The organism is Paenarthrobacter sp. 10N417, from assembly GCF_056394745.1.
Genome location: NZ_JBFTIL010000002.1, coordinates 191,949 through 209,755, shown reverse-complemented (window position 1 = coordinate 209,755; position 17,807 = coordinate 191,949). Strand labels below are relative to the sequence as shown.

Genomic DNA, 17,807 nt, shown 5'->3' with positions numbered 1-17,807 from the left:
AAGCCATACCGTTGGAACCATGGACAACCGGACCGAGACGCGCGATTTCCTCTCTACCCGAAGAGCGAAGATCACCCCAGAGCAAGCTGGCCTGGCCGCCTATGGCGGCAATCGGCGTGTCCTTGGGCTCCGCCGCGGCGAAGTTGCCATGCTTGCCGGCGTCAGCGTTGAGTACTACACCCGTTTGGAGCGGGGGAACCTCTCCGGCGTCTCGGATAGCGTGCTGGAAGCCCTGGCTAACGCCCTGCAACTGGACGACGCCGAACGGGCACACCTCTTCGACCTCGCCCGTGCGGCCAACGACGGCGGTCGGTTGCGGCGTCGTCCGGTACGGAAGCAGTCCATCCGACAGGGTGTCCAACTCACGTTGGACGCGATCACGCATTCGCCGGCCTTCGTCCGCAATGGCCGGCTCGATATCCTCGCTACCAACGCTTTGGGCAGGGCACTGTACTCGGATAGCTTTGACACGCCTTTCGGGCCGCCCAACCTTGCCCGCTTCCTGTTCCTTGACCCTCGAAGCCATGACTTCTACACCGATTGGGAACGGGCCGCCAACGACACCGTAGCCATCATGCGGACCGAGGCCGGGCGTAACCCCTACGACCGTGGACTCACCGACCTCGTAGGTGAGCTGTCCACCCGCAGCGAAGAATTCCGTGTTCGCTGGGCAGCGCACAACGTCCGGCAGCATTACACCGGGAAGAAGCAGTTCCGGCATCCGATCGTCGGGGACCTGCACATGCTCTACGAGGCGTTTGAGTTGTCCGCTGACGACGGCCTGACCATGACTATCTACAACGCGGAGCCTGGCACCGGAACCGAGGATGCCCTGCGGTTGCTGGCGAGTTGGGCTGCCACCACGCACGCGTCTGAACCCGGCGCGTCTGAATCCGGCCGCGACCTCCGCAAGACGAACCGCAACTAATTCCCCAACGAAAAGGAACCATGGACATCACCCCCAAGACCACCAGCACCAAGGGAGCGTCAGGCCTCTTCAGCGGCGATGTCTATTTCGACGTCATCGCCAAGGGGGACGAGCCCTCCCGACTGCGCGTGAACATCGTCCGCTTCGCTCCCTGCGCTAGAACCGCGTGGCACACCCATGCGGCTGGTCAGACCCTCCACATAACGGACGGTGTAGGCCTGGTCCAGGCACGCGGAGGCGAGGTCAAAGTGGTCCGCCAAGGTGACACCATCTACACGCCACCGGGCGAATGGCACTGGCACGGTGCTGCTGCGGAGCATTTCATGAGCCACCTTGCCATGTGGGAAACCACCGGAGCCACCGACGGTTCTGAAACTACGTGGGGCGAGCTAGTGACAGATGAGGAGTATGGCCAGCCGGGCTGAGGGCTTTTAGCGGGCTTCCTAAAAATGTCAGACCCTGATGAGAGGGTTAATTCATGGGAAGCATTGGGGAGATTCTGGCGCGTCGGGCAGCGATGTCCGGCGCCGCGTTGCGTCCCCGACGCCTCCCCCGAGCAAGCCATGCCGTGCCTGCCAACGCGCAAGTGGGCTGGGAAAACCCGACGGCGGCAGTTACCGATTCGGAAAACGCCAGGGCAATGGCGCTGCTTCGCGGCATTAAACCGCAATCCATCGCCGCTCTTAAGGTCGACCCTGAAGTCATCCCTGTTTCCTTGGGACTTGAGGATGCGCTGGTTGAAAGCGTTGAGGCGTTGGAAAGCCTGCGTTCCGTCACCGTGGCCGGTGCCCTGACGTTCGGCTTTACCGAAGCCGCGGGGTTCGCCGGGCGGATGGAGGAGATCTCCCGGACCGTGGAGTACCTGCAGGTCATCGCGGCGCACGCCGTGGAACGGACCCGCACGCAAGCCCAGCAGGCACGGCCCTCATCCGCGGCGGGCACGGGATGGCAGACAGGCTGGACCGACCCCGGAACCACAGACCCTGCGGCCCCGGCCACTACGGCAGGACCAAACCCCGCCACCGCCACGGCCGGTATTGCCGGCGCGTCCTGGGCTGTTACTTCGGAAGGTGCTGTGGCTGGATTCGCCGCTGTCACTGCGGCAGATGCCGCCGCGGTGGCAGATGATGGCTACAGGAATGCCGCGGAATTCCTGCGCGCCAGCCTGCGGATCAGCAAAAGCGAAGCCAACCGCCGGCTCGCCCTGGCCTCCCAAGTCCTCCCCCGGACCGGAATCGCCGGACAACACATCCCGGCCCGCCGCGAAATCCTCGCCCAAGCCCTCGAAACCACACAAATACCCACCCGGTCCGCGAGCATCATCAGCGCCGCCCTGGACAAAGTACGCCTCCTCACCGACGACGACACCCTCACCCGGATGGAACACGCCCTCACCCGCACCGCCATCGAATCCGACCCCGACTTCGTCACCAAAATGGCCAAACGCTGGAACGACCAGATCGACCAGGACGGACCCGAACCGTCCGAAGAAATCCTCCGCCAGCTCCAAGGCACCTTCATCCGCAAACCCCGTCATGGACTGCACCACCTGGAAATCTTCGCCACCGCCGAACAATACGAAACCCTGGCCACCGCCATGAACGTCGCCACCAACCCCCGACTCACCACCGGAGACAGCAACATCACTGGCGAGGGCGGCGGGACGAACAATGCCGCCGGCGCAGGCGACGAGAGCGGTGACGGGAGCGGCGGCGGTAACAACGAGGCCACCGGGCACAACCAAACCACGGGCCCGGAACTGGACCGGCGTTCCCGGCCCATGAAACTCCTCGACGGACTCGTCGGAGCCTGCGCGGTCGCCATGACCACCGGGAAACTGCCAGCCAACGGCGGACTCCGACCCCAACTCACCCTCACCATCGACGAACGCGACCTCTACGAACGACGCACCGACCATCAACGACTCAGCTCCGGTACCGCGACCTTCGTCGGCCCGATGCACCCCAACACCATCCGCAAAATCGCCTGCGACGCGGACATCCTCCCCGTCCTGCTCGGAACCGACTCCCGCGTCCTGGACATCGGCCGCACCACCCGGATCTTCCCACCCCACATCCGCAAAGCCATCACCGCCCGCGACGGTGGCTGCGCCTTCCCCGACTGCACCATGCCCGCCCCCTGGTGCGAAGCCCACCACATCACCTACTGGTCACAGGGCGGCACCACAGGAACCGAGAACGGCACCCTGCTCTGCAGCCACCACCACCACCTCATCCACAAAGAAAAATGGCGGATCGACATCACAACAGGGGTTCCCTGGTTCACCCCACCACCACACATCGACCCCCACCAAACCCCACGACGCAACCACCACCACACACCCCTCAGAACATAAGACTGCCCCGGTGCAGGTTGACGGGGTGCAGGTTGAAGGTTGGTACAGCCAGGGCTGGCCGCCGCCCGGCCCGTTACTGGTGTTGTCTGCCTTCCAAGTCCTTGATTTTTCGCTCAAGGGCCAGGCGTTCCGCGCCGTTGGAGCAAAGTTCAAGAGCTTGGTGAAAAGCCTCGCTCGCTTCTTTATGGCGCCCAAGCCGCGACAGCAGTTCGCCCTTGACCGCGGGCAAGAGATGCGAGCCCTTGAGTTCACCGCGGGCAGCCAATTCGTCAACGAGGTCCAATCCGGCGGCAGGGCCAGAAGCCATGGATACGGCGACGGCACGGTTCAGATCAATGACGGGCGACGGCGTGAGTCGCCCGAGCGCCTCGTACAGAACCACGATTCGCTCCCAGTCAGTGTCCTCCACCGAGTGCGCCACAGCGTGGCACTCGGCGATGGAAGCCTGCAGCCCGTAGGCGCCGAGCCCGCGGCCTGCATCCACCGCCGTCGAAAGTGCTGCGCGTCCGCGCCGGATTGCTGACTGATCCCATCGACGTCGATCCTGGTCTTCCAGCAGTACCGGTTGGCCAGCTGCGTCGAGCCTTGCCGGGAATCGCGCGGCTGTGAGTTCCATCAGTGCCAGCAATCCGAATGCTTCGGGTTCCGGCGCCACGCGGACCAACACCCGGGCAAGTCGACGTGCTTCACTGGCCAACTCGGTGCGCATCCAGTTTTCTCCTCCGGAAGCGTAGGCCCCCTCCGAGAAGATCAGGTAGAGGACATTCAGCACCGAACCAAGCCGCTCAGGAACCTGATCGGCCTCGGGCACTGCAAACGGGATGCGGGCAGCGGCGAGAGTCTTCTTTGCCCTGGTGATGCGCGCCTGGATGGTTGGCACCGGGACCAGGAATGCCTTGGCGATCTCATCCGTGGTCATGCCGCCCACAACGCGAAGTGTCATGGCAATCCGGGCCTCCCTGGACACCACGGGGTGGCAGGAAATGAACATCAGGGCCAGGACATCGTCATCAATGGCTTGGGGGTTGAACAGCGTATCCACACCCGCTTCTTCCTCTGTGAGATCGCGTGCCAGAAGCGCGTATTTCTCGTCCAGGGCTGCCCGCCGCCGGAAAGCATCGATGGCACGACGACGACCCGCTGTGAGGAGCCATCCCACCGGCTCGGCAGGTGCGCCATTGACAGACCACGAGACGAGGGCCTCTGCGAGTGCTTCCTGTGCGAGGTCCTCTGCCAGTGGAAAGTCCCCTGTATAGCGGGCAAGGGCGCCGACGATGCGGGCGGATTCGCTGCGCCACACCGCTTCGACGGCGGCCCTTACCTCGTTGCTGCTCACGTCAGTTGCTGCTCACGTCTGGTGCTGCTCACGTCTGGTGCTGCTCGTTGCAGGTGCTCCCCCGAAGCAATGGCCGTCCCGTCTACAGCTGTCCGGTCCGCTCGCGCCAAGCCCGCTCCTTTTGGATCCATTCGTTGTCTTGGGGGAATTCGTCGATGCTGGTGACCCGGCGGATCTCTGTCTTGCTGCCTGCGGTCATCGGAGCACGCTTGGCCCACTCGATTGCTTCCTGCTTGGAGGCGACATCCAGGATGTAGTAACCGGCAAACAGTTCCTTCGTTTCACCGTACGGGCCATCAGTGACCACCGGGGTGTCACCGGTGAAGTCGACCACGACGGTTTCCTTTGCATCGTCCAGTCCTTCAGCAGCGAGCAGCACTCCAGCCCGGATCAGTTCGTCGTTGAACTTGCCCATCGCTTCGAGGATTTCGTTGAAGTCGATGTTCTCGAACTTGGCGAACGATTCGTCGGTTGCCCGCATGATCAGCATGTACTTGGCCATTGCACTCAATCTCCTGTGTTGTGGAAGGTCGCCCTTCGACCTTCTCATTCATGGGTCGAACAGTGCGAGGCGAAATCGACAACCTCTCAAAAGAAATTTCCCGTTCCATCCAGGGCTGCCGGGCGTATCCTGAGGAACAGTGGGTAAACGATGTGTTTTCCCGCCGGTAACTGGTTCGAGGCATCATGGCATCATCACGCTCTCCCGAAGACTTTTTTCCGGAACGCGGTGCCGCCGCCCGGATGGTTAACTCCTATGCAGCCCTCCTGAAGTCCGTCCGCAGTGCGGGCTTGCTGAAGCGCCGCCGGGGTTTCTACATCACGGTTTTCGTGATTCTGATGCTGGCGTGGGCCGGAACATGGAGTGGCTTTCTTCTCTTGCGGGACACGTGGTTCCAGCTCTTGATCGCGGCGGGCATGGGCGTTGTCCTCACTCAATTCGCGTTTCTCGCACATGAGGCCGCCCATCGCCAGGTGTTCAAATCCAAGAGCATGAACGAATGGTCCGCGCGCCTGATTGGCACGGGGTTGGTGGGAATCAGTTATGCGATGTGGGCCCAAAAGCATACCCGGCACCACAACTTCCCCAATGTCATCGATAAGGACCCGGATATCCACACAGGCGCCATCGCCTTCCATCCCGAGGCCGCCGCATCGCGTCGCGGCCCAATGGTGAGTGTCACCCGGAAACAGGGATGGTTGCTGTTCCCCCTGTTGTTCTTCCTCGGTGCGAGCCTGCATGTTGATTCGTTGAAGTACTTGTTACGCCAACGAAAGGCAGATCACCGCTGGGTGGAAATCCCTGTCCTTATGCTGCGCCTGCTTGTGGTGCCGGTTTTGGTGTTCTCCTTGTTGCCGCTGGGAATGGCCTTTGCCTTCCTTGGCGTCCAATTGGGCGTCTTCGGCTTTTATATGGGCGCTGCATTCGCCCCCAATCACAAAGGCATGCCCATCCTGCCAGCATCCAGCAGGGCGGATTTCCTGAACCGCCAGGTTCTTACTGCCCGGAACATTTCCGGGGGACGGTTCCTTGACGCACTTATGGGCGGACTGAACCGGCAGATCGAACACCACCTCTTCCCGGACATGCCCAGGCCTTACCTGCAGCGTGCCTCCGGAATCGTCAAGGAATGTTGCCGGGAACTGGACATCCCTTACACGGAGACTTCACTGGCAGCTTCGTACGCAATCGTCGTCAGGTACTTGAACAACGTGGGTCTCTTCGCTGGCGAACCCTTTGAATGTCCTGTCGTGGACAGGTTCAGGCCTGGATAGGGTCGCCACTGGTGACAAGGGCGTGCACGCAAAGGATCCCCCGGAGGTGTTACGAGCACTGTCCGGGGGATCCTTTGTTGCCAAGTGTAGGCGTCGTGGTTTCTTCTCTTCGCTAGCAGAGCCTCAGCGGCTCGCGGGCAGGGGCCTTAGCGGCCGCCGCCTCCGATAACTCCGGCTTCAACAGCCTTGGTGACGGCGTCAGCTTCGGCTTGTGTGAGCTTGCCGTCCGTGACGGCCTTGTCCAGCCTGGTCTTGAGGGCAGCGGCGCGCTCCTCCTGGGCCGCAGTGCGGATTTCTTGCAAGGCGGCAGTGACCTTGGATTCATCAATGCCCAGCGCAGCGGCCAGGGACTTGGCCATGGCGGCCTCCTGCGCCGTCCGGTCCGGCTTGGTTCCCTCGGTGCCTTGAGTTGGTGGAGTGGTGGGCTTATTCGCTTCTCTGAAGGCCTTCAACGCGTCGGTGACTTTGGCTTCGTCCACTCCCAACTTGGCGGCAAGGTCCGCTGCGAGCTGACCGCGGTCGGGGCCGTGGACTCCGGGCCTTCCGTGGCCCTCCGGGGGCGTGGTGGCATCGGCTGACGACGTTGCGCTCGGCGTCGGCGTCGTGGTGGCTGAAGCAACGCTGGTGACACCCAGCCCTGCACCCAGCGCCAACGCTCCGGCTGTAATGCCCAGCGTGATTCTCTTGGTCTTTGACATGGTGCCTCTCCTCAATCCGGCGCCGCTGTAACGGCTGCTGAGCCGTCCGAGCGGCCTATAACTTCCAGACAGCTTGTAACTTCCAGACGATCTGTAACACCGTCCTGTTACTACAATGAGTCGATCACCCAAGCCCACGCTGTTGTGAAGCTGTCAATCAGCTGTGAAGGTGCGGTTGGGTGTCCAAGGCCGCAAGCAATCGCTTGACCGAACCACCCAGGTTCCAGTCCGTAGCCAAGCGCTCAAGCTCAGCGCGCGCCTCACCTGTCACGGGGCGCAGCTGGGCGCCTGCCTCCTCAAGGGTGGGAACCTTCAAGTCTCGAACCACGTTTACGACGGCGGGCGCCACCTTGAGGTACCCGGCCGCTGCGGCAAGTTTGGCGCGTACGGAACTGGACAATCCGCCGTCGGGATCCTCTGCTGTCTCCAGGAGGCCCTCCAGGGAGCCGTATTCCGCGAGCAAAGACGCGGCCGTTTTCTCGCCGATGCCGGCAACGCCCGGTAGTCCGTCGGAGGAATCGCCACGCAGGGTGGCGTAGTCGGCGTACTGTTGCGGCAGCACGCGGTACTTTCCAACGACGACGACGTCGGTGACCACTTCGAGGTTCCTCATGCCACGGGCGGTGTAAATGACGCGGACGTCCCGATCGTCATCGACGAGCTGGAAAAGGTCCCGGTCACCCGTGACCACATCAGTGGGCAGCTTCGTCTGGCTGGCATACGTACCCACAACATCGTCGGCTTCATGATCATCGACGCCCACCACAGCAATTCCCGCGAGGTCCAGCACGTGGCGGATCAGCGGGATCTGCGCTTCGAGAGGATCGGGAACGATTTCGACGTCGGGGCCCACCGGCACGATTTCGGCCACCCTGTGCGCCTTGTAGCTGGGGATCAGCTCAACCCGCCATTTCGGGCGCCAGTCATTGTCCCAGCAAGCGACCACGTGGGTCGCTTCGTACTCGGTGGTGAGGCGGGCAATCATGTCCATCAGGCCACGGACGGCGTTGACGGGCGTGCCGTCGGAGCGGCGGATGGAGTCCGGAATGCCGTAGAAAGCGCGGAAATACAAGGAGGCAGTGTCCAGGAGCATGAGTCGAGGCATACCTGATCCTGACACGTCTTGCCCGGAATCACCGTGAACCTGAGCTAAACCTCGTCGGCGAGAAGGGCAAAGACTTGATCCGCACTGTGAGCCGCATTACGATGATGTGAGCGATAATAGAACAACGTGTTCAACTATAGAACAACAGACAATTTAGGCCCACAAAGAAGTGAGGAAAGCCCGTGCAGTTCCACCACCACGGTTACGTATCCGGTGACCCGCGAGTCGAGCCGGCTGCCGGCGTCGGCATCGACCGCCCGGCCGAGCTTCCCGACGAAGTTGACGTTCTCATCGTGGGCACTGGCCCCGCAGGGATGCTGACCGCGGCGCAACTGGCCCAGTTCCCGGATATCACCACGCGTATTATCGAGCGCCGCCCCGGGCGCCTCGCCATTGGTCAGGCCGACGGCATCCAGGCCCGCAGCGTCGAGACCTTCCAAGCGTTCGGGTTCGCCGAGCGGATCACCGCCGAGGCCTACCGCATCACCGAAATGGCGTTTTGGAAGCCGGACCCCGCGGACCATTCGCGCATCGTGCGCGCGGCCCGCGCCGTGGATGACCCCACAGGAATCAGCGAATTCCCGCACCTGATCGTGAACCAGGCACGCGTGCTGGACTACTTCGCGGAGTTCATGGCCAACTCCCCCACGCGCATGACACCGGACTACGGCTACGAATTCCGCAGGCTTAGCGTCACTGCCCAGGGCGAATACCCCGTGACCGTCACGCTCGGTCACACGACCGGACCCAATGAAGGCCAGGAACGGGTTATCCGTGCCAAGTACGTCGTCGGTGCGGATGGGGCGCGCAGCAAGGTCCGCGAGTCCATCGGGTGCCATCTCGCAGGTGACCAGGCCAACCATGCCTGGGGTGTCATGGACGTCCTGGCCGTCACGGACTTCCCGGATATCCGCACCAAATGTGCCATCCAGTCTGGTGCTGGCGGCAGCATCCTGCTGATCCCCCGCGAGGGTGGCCACCTGTTCCGCATGTATGTGGACCTGGGCGAGGTGAAACCCGAGGATCACGGCGCCGTGCGGAAGACCACCATAGAGCAGATCATCGGCAAGGCCAACGACATCCTGCATCCGTACACCCTGGATGTCCGCAACGTCGCCTGGCACAGCGTTTATGAGGTAGGCCACAGGCTCACGGACAGGTTCGACGACGTCCTGCCGGAGGAGCGCGGGACGCGGACGCCGAGGGTGTTCATTACCGGCGATGCCTGCCACACGCACAGTGCGAAAGCCGGGCAGGGCATGAACGTCTCCATGCAGGACGGCTTCAACATCGGCTGGAAACTCGGACACGTCCTCGAAGGCCGCAGCCCCGAGTCCCTGCTGGACACCTACTCGGCTGAACGCCAGGTGGTGGCGAAGAACCTGATCGACTTCGACAAGCAATGGTCAACGCTCATGGCCAAGAAGCCCGAAGAGTTCGAAGACCCGGCGGAGCTGGAGACCTTCTACACCAGCACCGCGGAGTTCCCTGCAGGTTTCATGACCCAGTACGCTCCGTCCATGCTCGTGGCCGAAGCGCAGCACCAGGAGTTGGCAACGGGCTTCCCGATCGGCAAGCGCTTCAAGTCGGCCCCGGTCCTGCGGGTCTGCGACACGAATCCGATGCACCTCGGCCACCATGCCAAGGCAGACGGACGCTGGCGCATCTACGTCTTTGCCGACGCCGCCCCTGCAGGCGCCCCGGGACCGGTCGCGGACCTAGCTGAGTGGATTGCGAACTCGCCGGATTCACCGCTGGCCGCGACGCCGTCGGACGCCGACCGTGACGCCTGGTTCGATGTGAAGGTGATCTACCAACAGGACCACACCAACGTAGACATCAATGCCGTCCCCACGGCGTTCAAGCCGACCGTTGGACCGTTCAAGCTCACCTACCTGGAGAAGGTCTTCGGGACGGACCCGAAAGCAGACATCTTTGAGCTGCGCGGACTCAGCCGCGACGGTGTGGTTGTAGTGGTCCGCCCAGACCAGTACGTCGCGAACGTGCTCCCACTGACAGCCACCGCGGAACTGGGCTCGTTCTTTGCTACCCTGCATTCCGGGCAGCGGGAAAAGTCGAGCGCAACAGACGCGGATCTGGTCAGCCACCAGGCTTAGGACGGCGGCAGCTGCCGGGAGCCGGGCAAGGCTCCCGGCAGCAAATCGCCGCCCCGTCGCTGTCCTCTCCCAAAGCGTCGCAGGTGTCAGGCAGAATAGCCCTCATGGGGCGTTGGAGCGAAGAGAGAGTCATCAACGCCGCCCCCGACGCATCGTCTTTGGCAGCGGCACGAAAACTGGCACATCCCGGCCCATGGTCGGACTCAGGGAGCAACGACGTCCTGGTTTGGGGCAAATGCCAAGGCAGCGGGAACACGCCCTATCAAGTGAGCGTGGACATCGTCGCCCCTGCCTACCGATGCTCATGTCCAAGCCGCAAATTTCCCTGCAAACACGCCCTGGCACTGCTTCTTCTGTGGGCACGGGGTGAGGCTGCGGAGGCTTCGGCCGAGACGGCGGACTTCGCGCAGGAATGGGCAGGGCAGCGCGCAGAACGTGCCAACGCCAAGGATCGCCGGCAGTCAGGGGAGGCATCGGATCCCGAAGCGCAGGCCAAACGGCTCGCCGAGCGACAAGCACTCATGGATGCAGGAATCGCAGACTTCGCCCGCTGGCTCACCGACCTGATCCGGACCGGGCTTGCCGCCGCCCGCAGCCAGCCCTATTCCTGGTGGGATGGTGTGGCGGCCCGATTGGTCGACTCCCAGTTGCCAGGCCTTGCCGAACAAGTGCGGAGCATGGCTTCGGAGGTCCACGGCAGGACCGACTGGGCAGACCACCTGTTGCTTCATGCAGGCCGCTGGTGGGCGCTGACCAAAGCCTGGGCCGCACGGGACACGCTGTCTGCCGAGGAATTTGCAGACGTTAAAGCAGCCGTCGGTTGGGCCACTGCATCGGCCGACGTCAAGGATACCGAGGCGCTCCCGGGCCCATGGCTGGTACTGGGAGCCCATCGAAGCGACGACGGCCGGCTCCAACAGCAGCGGACCTGGCTCCGGGGTCCCGATGGCACGGTGGTGGTCATCCTGGATTTTGCCGGGCAAGGCCAAGGGCTCGCGACACCTCAACTCGCGGGCGCCCTGTTGGACGTCACAGTTGCCCGCTACCCCGGCTCCCCGCCGCAACGCGCGATGTTCACCAGTGCCGTTGCATCACAAGGACTGGCCACCAGCCTCGGTCCTGGCTGCACCATCGCCCAAGCCCTCGAGCAGCAGCCAGCCGCTGTTGCCCGCTCACCGTGGCGCGACCGCCAGCCCCTGCTGTTGTCCGGCGTCACCATCCTGCCCGAAGACTTCGGTTGGCTCGTGGAGGAGAACGGCAACGCACTTGCCTTGATGGACGACGCTCCCCTCGATTCGCTGCTGGCACTCACGGGCGGCCTTCCGGTAGATGTTTTCGGCGAACTCGAGGATGGCCGCCTGCGGCCGCTGACCGTCGTCGTCGATGACGCGGTGGTGACTCCATGACGTGGTTGGACGAGCTGACATGGTTGGACGGGTTACGCACTGCCGCACTCGTAGGAACAGGGAGGCATTCCGCGCCGTCTCCGCCAGCTGGGCTGGGTGTGCGCCCTCCCGAAGGATTGTCCCGTGAGGAAGAGGTGCTGGACCAGGCCGCCATGGCGGATGTCGTCATCCGCGCGTCCCGCAGACCCGCCCAAGCGCCCGCCGCCACTCTGCCGCTGCCGGCGTCGCCTGATACGGAGCCGCAGGCCGCTGGAGAAGCTGCCCGGCTGCTGGAACTCCTGCTCACTCAACCGCCGGTCGGACTGGAGTTGAGGAACCAACTGGTAGTGGACTGGCTTCAGCTGGCAGAAGAATCACGACGCCGGGTCCCGCACCGACTGCTTCCGGCGATGTTCGCGTTGGCCGAAACTAAAGCAGCTGTCTTCAAGCGCTTGGAGCCAGCCATCGGAACCCGCGGCCGCTGGCTTCAAAGTCTCTCAAAAACATCAGTTCCGAAGCCGGCCGATGAAGGGGCAGAGCTGGGGAGCGAAGACGCCAGGGCGGACCTTGAACGCCTCCGAAGCACTGACCCTGCAGCTGCACGTGAGAGGCTGGCGACGCACTGGGATGACCTAAGCGCCCGGGAACGCGCACATCAACTGGCCCTGTTGGCCACGAACATGGGCAGCGACGACGAAGAGCTGTTGGAACGCGCCTTGGACGACAAAGCGAAGAGTGTGCGCGAGGTGGCAACCGGATTGTTGGACCGACTCCCTGGCAGTCTCCGAGCCGGGCGCATGTCTGCCCGGCTGCTTCCCCTGCTGCATTTGAAGGGGCTGTTGAACAAGCGGATCGACATCGACCTTCCGCCAGACCCGGATGAGCAAGCTTTACGCGACGGCATCCCGTCCAACCAACGAAGTGGTGAACCTGACAGACTGGCGCGATTGGACATCATCATAAGGGGTGCACCGCTTGAGGTCTGGACATCCGTGTCCGGCCGCAGCCCGGCCTCAACTGTGGAACTCCTGGAACCAGAGCCCAGAGTCCTGGAGGGCCTCATCACTGCTGCCGTGAGCCGGAAGGACCTTGAGTGGATACGCGCGCTGCTGACCGTCCGGACCGACGTGCGGCTGCTGGGTTGCCTGCCCGTTGGTGAGCGTGAGCAATGGCTGGAAGGGTACATCCGCAATGGCATTGACCAGCCCCTGACCTTGGTTCCGCTGTTACGGGATCTGCCCCAGCCGTGGGGGTTGGGGTTGGCTGATGCGCTGCTCGGGCTGATTGCCGGCAAGAACGGTGGCCAATTGGCGGCCATGCTAGCGCAGGTGCTGCCAACCGCGCTGCCGCCGGAGGCCGCCGAGCAATGCCGACGCCTTCTGGAGCGTTCAGACGAGGACCCTGCCCGGCGTCGGGTGCTCCGCGACGCTGTTCAATACCAAGCATTCCGACAATCCCTCACGGAGGCCTTCCAATGACAGATGCCCCAAACGGAACCGATGTTCTCCGGGCCCACGCCGAAAATGCGTACGCCGATGAACTCAGTGTGTTGGCGGCGGTTGACGACCGGCCCCGGCCACCCAGTTGGCGGCTCTCTCCATGGGCCGTCACCACGTACATCCTGGGCGGAACCCTACCCAATGGTGCCGTGATCACGCCGAAATACCTGGGCCAGGAGCGCCTGGTGGAAATCGCTGTGGCTTCCCTCGCTACGGACCGGGCCCTGCTGCTCCTGGGCGTGCCGGGAACTGCGAAGACCTGGCTTGGCGAGCACCTGGCCGCGGCTATTTCGGGCGCGTCCACGCTGGTGGTCCAGGGCACGGCGGGAACACCCGAAGAAGCATTGCGGTACGGGTGGAACTACGCACGACTACTCGCCGAAGGTCCCTCGAGGGCAGCCATGGTTCCGGGACCTGTGATGCGTGCAATGGAGGCCGGCAGCCTGGTGCGGGTGGAAGAACTGACGCGCATCCCCTCTGACGTCCAGGATTCCCTCATCACCATCCTCAGCGAGAAGACTCTGCCCATCCCCGAACTCAATGAGGAAGTGCAGGCCCGCAAGGGGTTCAATGTGATCGCCACCGCGAACAACCGCGACAAAGGCGTCAACGAGCTCTCCTCGGCTCTCCGCCGGCGGTTCAACACAGTTGTCCTGCCGCTTCCGGACACCATCGATCAGGAGGTGGAGATCGTGACAACACGTGTACGCAGCTTGGGCGAGGCGCTGGAGCTTCCGGCTGACTTGGCAGCACTCTCCGAAATCCGCAGGGTAGTCACTGTCATGCGCGAACTGCGTTCCGGGGTCACCCAGGATCAACGCACCACCATCAAATCCCCGTCGGCCACTCTGTCCACGGCGGAGGCGATTTCCGTGATGACCAACGGGCTGTCCCTCGCAGCCCACTTCGGCGACGGAACGGTCCGGGCGGATGACGTTGCGGCGAGCTTGGTGGGCGCAGTGATCAAGGACCCGGTGCAGGACAGAGTGATTTGGCAGGAGTACCTGGAGACGGTGGTGCGGAACCGACCCGAGTGGAAGGACCTCTACCGGGCCTGCCGTGACCTTGAGTCGACGACCTAGGCGATGACTGACGTCCACATTCTGGGGATCCGGCACCACGGACCCGGCTCGGCGCACTCGGTGGCCGAAGCATTGGCCACCCTTCGCCCGGATCTGGTACTGGTCGAGGGCCCGCCTGAGCTCGATCAAGTCATTCCGCTCATCACCGATCCAGAAATGGTTCCTCCGGTCGCAGGCCTGATCTACGCAGTGGACGAGCCGCGGTTGGCTTCCTTTTATCCCATGGCCAGTTTTTCACCTGAATGGGTAGCCATCCGCTGGGCGCTGTCTACGGGGACCCCCGTGCAGGCCATCGATCTGCCAGCGGCTCATACATTCGGACTGAGGGTAGCTGCCGAAGCCGTTGAGTCGATTTCCACCCCGGATCAGCCGTACCGCCCGGATGCAATCGGCATCCTGGCAGAAGCTGCCGGGTACAGCGATGCCGAGCGCTGGTGGGAGGACGCCGTCGAGCACCGCAACTCAAACCCCGTGGAGCGCTTCGAGGCCTTGATCGATGCCATTTCCGAAATCCGGGCACTGGACGGCCGATCCCCCGATCATCCGGACGTCGTGGAGAATCACCGCCGGGAAGCGGCAATGCGGCGCATCCTGAGGGCGGCGATTCGTGACGGATACGGTCGTATCGCTGTGGTCTGCGGCGCCTACCATGCACCAGCACTCGTGCCCGCCGGCTTCCCCTCCGTTTCCGCGGACAACAAAGTACTCGCTGGCCTGCCCAAGGCCAAGGTGGCCGTGACATGGGTCCCGTGGACATCGGACCGGCTCAGCCTGCGGAGCGGATACGGGGCAGGTGTGACGGCACCGGGCTGGTATCAGCATCTGTTCGCGCACTGGATGGCCCAGGATCCACGCGTGGATGTGTCTACGACCTGGCTTGTTCGAGTTGCCCGGGCTTTGCGCAAGGAAAACCTCGACGCCTCGACGGCCTCCGTGGTGGAGGCGAGCCGGATGGCAAAGACCCTCGCTGCCGTTCGGGGTCGGCCAAGCCCGGGGTTACCCGAACTGGACGACGCTGCGCAGGCCGTCCTTTGCGATGGCTCTCCCCTGCCGTTGGCATTGGTACATCGCGAACTAAGTGTCGGACGGGATTTCGGCAGGGTGCCGGACTCCGCGCCTACGCTTCCGCTGGCTGCTGACCTCGCCGCGGCACAACGCAAACTGAGGATGAAAGCCAGCGCCATGGAAGAGGTCATGGTCTTGGACCTGCGAAAACCCAACCAACTGGCGCGTTCCGTGCTGCTCCATCGCCTGGCACTGCTGGGTGTGGACTGGGGCGTGCCCACTGACACCGGCCGTACCACCGGCACGTTCAAGGAGGCGTGGACCCTTCTCTGGAAGCCTGAACTCGCCTTGTCCTTGGTGGAAGCAAGCCGCTACGGCACAACAGTTGCCTCCGCCGCGGCGGCGTTCGTGACCGAAGAAGCCCAGGTTTCCGAGGGCCTTCCTGTCCTGTCCGAACTGCTGGCAAACTGCCTGCTTGCGGATCTCCCCGACGGCATTTCCGGCGTCGTCTCTGCTCTTGCTGAGCGAACAGCGCTGCAGCAGGACGTTCCCCCTCTCCTGAACACCATCGCTCCTCTTGCCCGCACGTGCCGGTACGGCAACGTGCGCGGAGTGGACGTGAGCGATGTCCGAAAGATCCTGGAAGCCACTGTCGTGCGCGCCTGCGTCGGCCTGCCCACAGCTTGCGCAGCTTTGGACGACGACGCTGCCACCGTCATGCGCGGGGCGATCGACTCCGCCCACGACGGGCTGTCCCTGCTACCAGACTTGCCCTTGGACGACTGGCATTCTGCGCTCGCCGCGGTGGCACATTCTGACCGGATCCACGGTTCCGTGGCCGGTCGTGCTCTACGGCTCCTGCTGGACGCCGGCCTGGTGGACGCCGACGACGTTGCGGCGAACCTCAGCCGCCGTTTGTCTGTCGCAGCCCCGGCCCCCGAGGCTGCAGCCTGGTTGGATGGGCTGCTGTCCGGCGACGCCACACTGCTGATCCATGATCGCCGCCTCCTTCAGATTGTGGATGAGTGGGTGGATGGCGTGCAGGACGAGGTTTTCGAGGACGTGCTGCCGCTCCTGCGCAGGACATTCTCGGCCTTCAGCCGCCCTGAGCGGCGGGCGATCGGTGAACAGCTGAGCAGAGTCGACGCCTCGCGGGACACCACGGCAGGCACAAGCTTTAATCTGGCTGCGGCAGGCCCGGCCATCAGGACGATGGCCCGCATTCTGGGATGGGAGGAGGTCGCATGACAGGCGTCAGTTACGAGGAGGCCAAGGGGCGCGACCGGCTGGACCGCTGGCGATTAGTGCTGGGCGGTAACGAGGCAGACGGCATCTCAAAAGCCGACGGCGAGCGCGTCCAGCTGTCGGCCGATGATGCCCGGCGTGACCAAGCCCTTGAGGAGCTGTATGGCGAGGGATCCGCTCGCCGAGGCGGGCTCGGGGCGTCGAGTCCACGTGTGGCACGGTGGCTCGGAGATATCCGCGGATACTTTCCCTCTTCCGTGGTCCAGGTGATGCAGGCTGACGCAATGGACCGTCTGGGGCTGCGGCAATTGCTCCTTGAACCCGAGATGTTGCGAACGGTCCAAGCGGATATCACCTTGGTAAGCACGCTTGTTGGCCTGGGCAGGGTTATCCCCGAGCAGTCGCGCGAGACAGCAAGGTCTGTGGTTCGCCAAGTGACCAAGGATCTTGAGGATCGTTTGCGCGCCAAGACCGTTCAGGCTGTCTCCGGGGCGTTGAACCGGTCCGCCCGGACCAGGCGTCCACGGCACAGGGATATTGACTGGAACAGGACCATTGCGTCCAACCTCAAGCATTACCAGCCCGAATACCGGACGGTTGTGCCCGAACAACTCCATGGCCATGCCCGGCGCAGCACGGAGATCCAGCGCGAGATCATCCTGTGCATCGATCAGTCAGGATCCATGGCGGAATCCGTGGTGTACTCCAGCGTCTTCGGTGCGGTGCTCAGTTCACTGCGTTCCGTGAGCACCCGTCTGGTGGTCTTCGATACTGAAGTCGTTGATCTGACCGAGGACCTGGATGATCCCGTGGACGTGTTGTTTGGGGTGCAGCTCGGTGGTGGTACCGACATCAACCGCGCCCTGGCCTATTGCCAGGATCAGATCACCAAGCCGACCGAGACCATCCTGGTGCTGATCAGTGACCTTTACGAAGGTGGGATAGCCGAGGAGATGCTGCGCCGTGCCGCTTCGATTGTTGGCGCGGGAACTACCATGATCGCCCTGCTGGCCTTGAGTGACAGTGGTCATCCTTCCTTTGACTCCAGCCACGCCGCAGCGCTCGCCGGGATTGGTGTCCCGGCTTTTGCCTGCACGCCGGACCTGTTTCCGGAGATGATGGCGGCGGCCATTGAGCGCCGGGACGTCGGCGAGTGGGCGGCGTCCCAGGATATTCCAACGACACACGGGACTTAGCAAACCGGGACGTAGCAAACTCTTCCTGGGATCTGGTCCCTCGCGCTCTGGCGGAGGCCGGGTATCGAGACGAGAATGA

Annotated in this window: 14 protein-coding genes; 10 read left to right on the top strand and 4 right to left on the bottom strand. The window is 63.4% G+C overall.

What is annotated here, in order from left to right:
* The first annotated feature begins 19 nt into the window (after positions 1 to 19).
* From AC1DCM_RS03400 to AC1DCM_RS03390, 3 genes are read left to right on the top strand one after another with little or no spacing between them, the layout of a single operon-like run.
* A complete protein-coding gene (locus tag AC1DCM_RS03400; RefSeq protein ID WP_477517294.1) occupies positions 20 to 928 on the top strand; it encodes a helix-turn-helix transcriptional regulator in 909 nt (302 codons plus the stop codon).
* A 20-nt stretch (positions 929 to 948) separates the two neighbouring features.
* Entirely contained in the window at positions 949 to 1,353 is a 405-nt protein-coding gene (locus AC1DCM_RS03395; protein WP_477517293.1) for a (R)-mandelonitrile lyase, read from the top strand.
* A 53-nt stretch (positions 1,354 to 1,406) separates the two neighbouring features.
* Positions 1,407 to 3,284 carry an HNH endonuclease signature motif containing protein gene (locus AC1DCM_RS03390; protein WP_477517292.1) on the top strand — a complete coding sequence of 626 codons (1,878 nt, stop codon included), beginning with the start codon at positions 1,407 to 1,409 and terminating at the stop codon, positions 3,282 to 3,284.
* A 73-nt stretch (positions 3,285 to 3,357) separates the two neighbouring features.
* Here the strand turns inward: AC1DCM_RS03390 and AC1DCM_RS03385 are convergent, their stop codons facing one another.
* Together AC1DCM_RS03385 and AC1DCM_RS03380 are read right to left on the bottom strand one after the other, a co-directional pair.
* The gene (locus AC1DCM_RS03385) at positions 3,358 to 4,620 is read right to left on the bottom strand and encodes an RNA polymerase sigma factor (RefSeq protein WP_477517291.1); all 1,263 of its coding nucleotides are present in this window, start codon (positions 4,618 to 4,620) and stop codon (positions 3,358 to 3,360) included.
* Between the two features lie 82 nt (positions 4,621 to 4,702).
* Positions 4,703 to 5,122 carry a YciI family protein gene (locus tag AC1DCM_RS03380; protein WP_477517290.1) on the bottom strand — a complete coding sequence of 140 codons (420 nt, stop codon included), beginning with the start codon at positions 5,120 to 5,122 and terminating at the stop codon, positions 4,703 to 4,705.
* Between the two features lie 185 nt (positions 5,123 to 5,307).
* Between AC1DCM_RS03380 and AC1DCM_RS03375 the strand changes: the two genes are divergently transcribed.
* On the top strand, positions 5,308 to 6,396 hold the full coding sequence (locus tag AC1DCM_RS03375) for a fatty acid desaturase family protein (protein WP_477517289.1): 1,089 nt from the start codon (positions 5,308 to 5,310) through the stop codon (positions 6,394 to 6,396).
* Positions 6,397 to 6,542: 146 nt separating this feature from the next.
* Here AC1DCM_RS03375 and AC1DCM_RS03370 read toward each other — a convergent pair whose 3' ends face one another.
* Both AC1DCM_RS03370 and AC1DCM_RS03365 read right to left on the bottom strand, forming a co-directional pair.
* Entirely contained in the window at positions 6,543 to 7,094 is a 552-nt protein-coding gene (locus tag AC1DCM_RS03370) for a hypothetical protein (protein WP_477517288.1), read from the bottom strand.
* Between the two features lie 157 nt (positions 7,095 to 7,251).
* Entirely contained in the window at positions 7,252 to 8,199 is a 948-nt protein-coding gene (locus AC1DCM_RS03365) for a 5'-3' exonuclease (protein ID WP_477517287.1), read from the bottom strand.
* Positions 8,200 to 8,381: 182 nt separating this feature from the next.
* Between AC1DCM_RS03365 and AC1DCM_RS03360 the strand changes: the two genes are divergently transcribed.
* The 6 genes from AC1DCM_RS03360 to AC1DCM_RS03335 all read left to right on the top strand — a co-directional run bounded on the left by AC1DCM_RS03360 (position 8,382) and on the right by AC1DCM_RS03335 (position 17,728).
* Positions 8,382 to 10,316 (top strand): FAD-binding monooxygenase, encoded by a 1,935-nt coding sequence (locus AC1DCM_RS03360; RefSeq protein WP_477517286.1) that lies wholly within the window; start codon positions 8,382 to 8,384, stop codon positions 10,314 to 10,316.
* A gap of 104 nt (positions 10,317 to 10,420) precedes the next feature.
* Positions 10,421 to 11,722 carry an SWIM zinc finger family protein gene (locus tag AC1DCM_RS03355; protein ID WP_477517285.1) on the top strand — a complete coding sequence of 434 codons (1,302 nt, stop codon included), beginning with the start codon at positions 10,421 to 10,423 and terminating at the stop codon, positions 11,720 to 11,722.
* Positions 11,719 to 13,179: a DUF5691 domain-containing protein gene (locus AC1DCM_RS03350; RefSeq protein WP_477517284.1), complete on the top strand. Its 1,461-nt coding sequence runs from the start codon at positions 11,719 to 11,721 to the stop codon at positions 13,177 to 13,179. The genes AC1DCM_RS03355 and AC1DCM_RS03350 overlap by 4 nt, the downstream gene beginning before the upstream one ends.
* Entirely contained in the window at positions 13,176 to 14,282 is a 1,107-nt protein-coding gene (locus tag AC1DCM_RS03345) for an ATP-binding protein (RefSeq protein ID WP_477517283.1), read from the top strand. The genes AC1DCM_RS03350 and AC1DCM_RS03345 overlap by 4 nt, the downstream gene beginning before the upstream one ends.
* Positions 14,283 to 14,285: 3 nt before the next feature.
* Positions 14,286 to 16,535 (top strand): DUF5682 family protein, encoded by a 2,250-nt coding sequence (locus tag AC1DCM_RS03340; RefSeq protein ID WP_477517282.1) that lies wholly within the window; start codon positions 14,286 to 14,288, stop codon positions 16,533 to 16,535.
* Positions 16,532 to 17,728 carry a VWA domain-containing protein gene (locus AC1DCM_RS03335; protein ID WP_477517281.1) on the top strand — a complete coding sequence of 399 codons (1,197 nt, stop codon included), beginning with the start codon at positions 16,532 to 16,534 and terminating at the stop codon, positions 17,726 to 17,728. The genes AC1DCM_RS03340 and AC1DCM_RS03335 overlap by 4 nt, the downstream gene beginning before the upstream one ends.
* Positions 17,729 to 17,807 lie beyond the last annotated feature (79 nt).

What these genes read in the sequence shown, in the direction of transcription:
- AC1DCM_RS03400 (WP_477517294.1), top strand. Translation starts at nt 20, where the DNA reads ATGGACAACCGGACCGAGACGCGCGATTTCCTCTCTACCCGAAGAGCG.
- AC1DCM_RS03395 (WP_477517293.1), top strand. Translation starts at nt 949, where the DNA reads ATGGACATCACCCCCAAGACCACCAGCACCAAGGGAGCGTCAGGCCTC.
- AC1DCM_RS03390 (WP_477517292.1), top strand. Translation starts at nt 1,407, where the DNA reads ATGGGAAGCATTGGGGAGATTCTGGCGCGTCGGGCAGCGATGTCCGGC.
- AC1DCM_RS03380 (WP_477517290.1), bottom strand. Translation starts at nt 5,122, where the DNA reads ATGGCCAAGTACATGCTGATCATGCGGGCAACCGACGAATCGTTCGCC.
- AC1DCM_RS03375 (WP_477517289.1), top strand. Translation starts at nt 5,308, where the DNA reads ATGGCATCATCACGCTCTCCCGAAGACTTTTTTCCGGAACGCGGTGCC.
- AC1DCM_RS03370 (WP_477517288.1), bottom strand. Translation starts at nt 7,094, where the DNA reads ATGTCAAAGACCAAGAGAATCACGCTGGGCATTACAGCCGGAGCGTTG.
- AC1DCM_RS03365 (WP_477517287.1), bottom strand. Translation starts at nt 8,199, where the DNA reads ATGCCTCGACTCATGCTCCTGGACACTGCCTCCTTGTATTTCCGCGCT.
- AC1DCM_RS03355 (WP_477517285.1), top strand. Translation starts at nt 10,421, where the DNA reads ATGGGGCGTTGGAGCGAAGAGAGAGTCATCAACGCCGCCCCCGACGCA.
- AC1DCM_RS03350 (WP_477517284.1), top strand. Translation starts at nt 11,719, where the DNA reads ATGACGTGGTTGGACGAGCTGACATGGTTGGACGGGTTACGCACTGCC.
- AC1DCM_RS03345 (WP_477517283.1), top strand. Translation starts at nt 13,176, where the DNA reads ATGACAGATGCCCCAAACGGAACCGATGTTCTCCGGGCCCACGCCGAA.
- AC1DCM_RS03340 (WP_477517282.1), top strand. Translation starts at nt 14,286, where the DNA reads ATGACTGACGTCCACATTCTGGGGATCCGGCACCACGGACCCGGCTCG.
- AC1DCM_RS03335 (WP_477517281.1), top strand. Translation starts at nt 16,532, where the DNA reads ATGACAGGCGTCAGTTACGAGGAGGCCAAGGGGCGCGACCGGCTGGAC.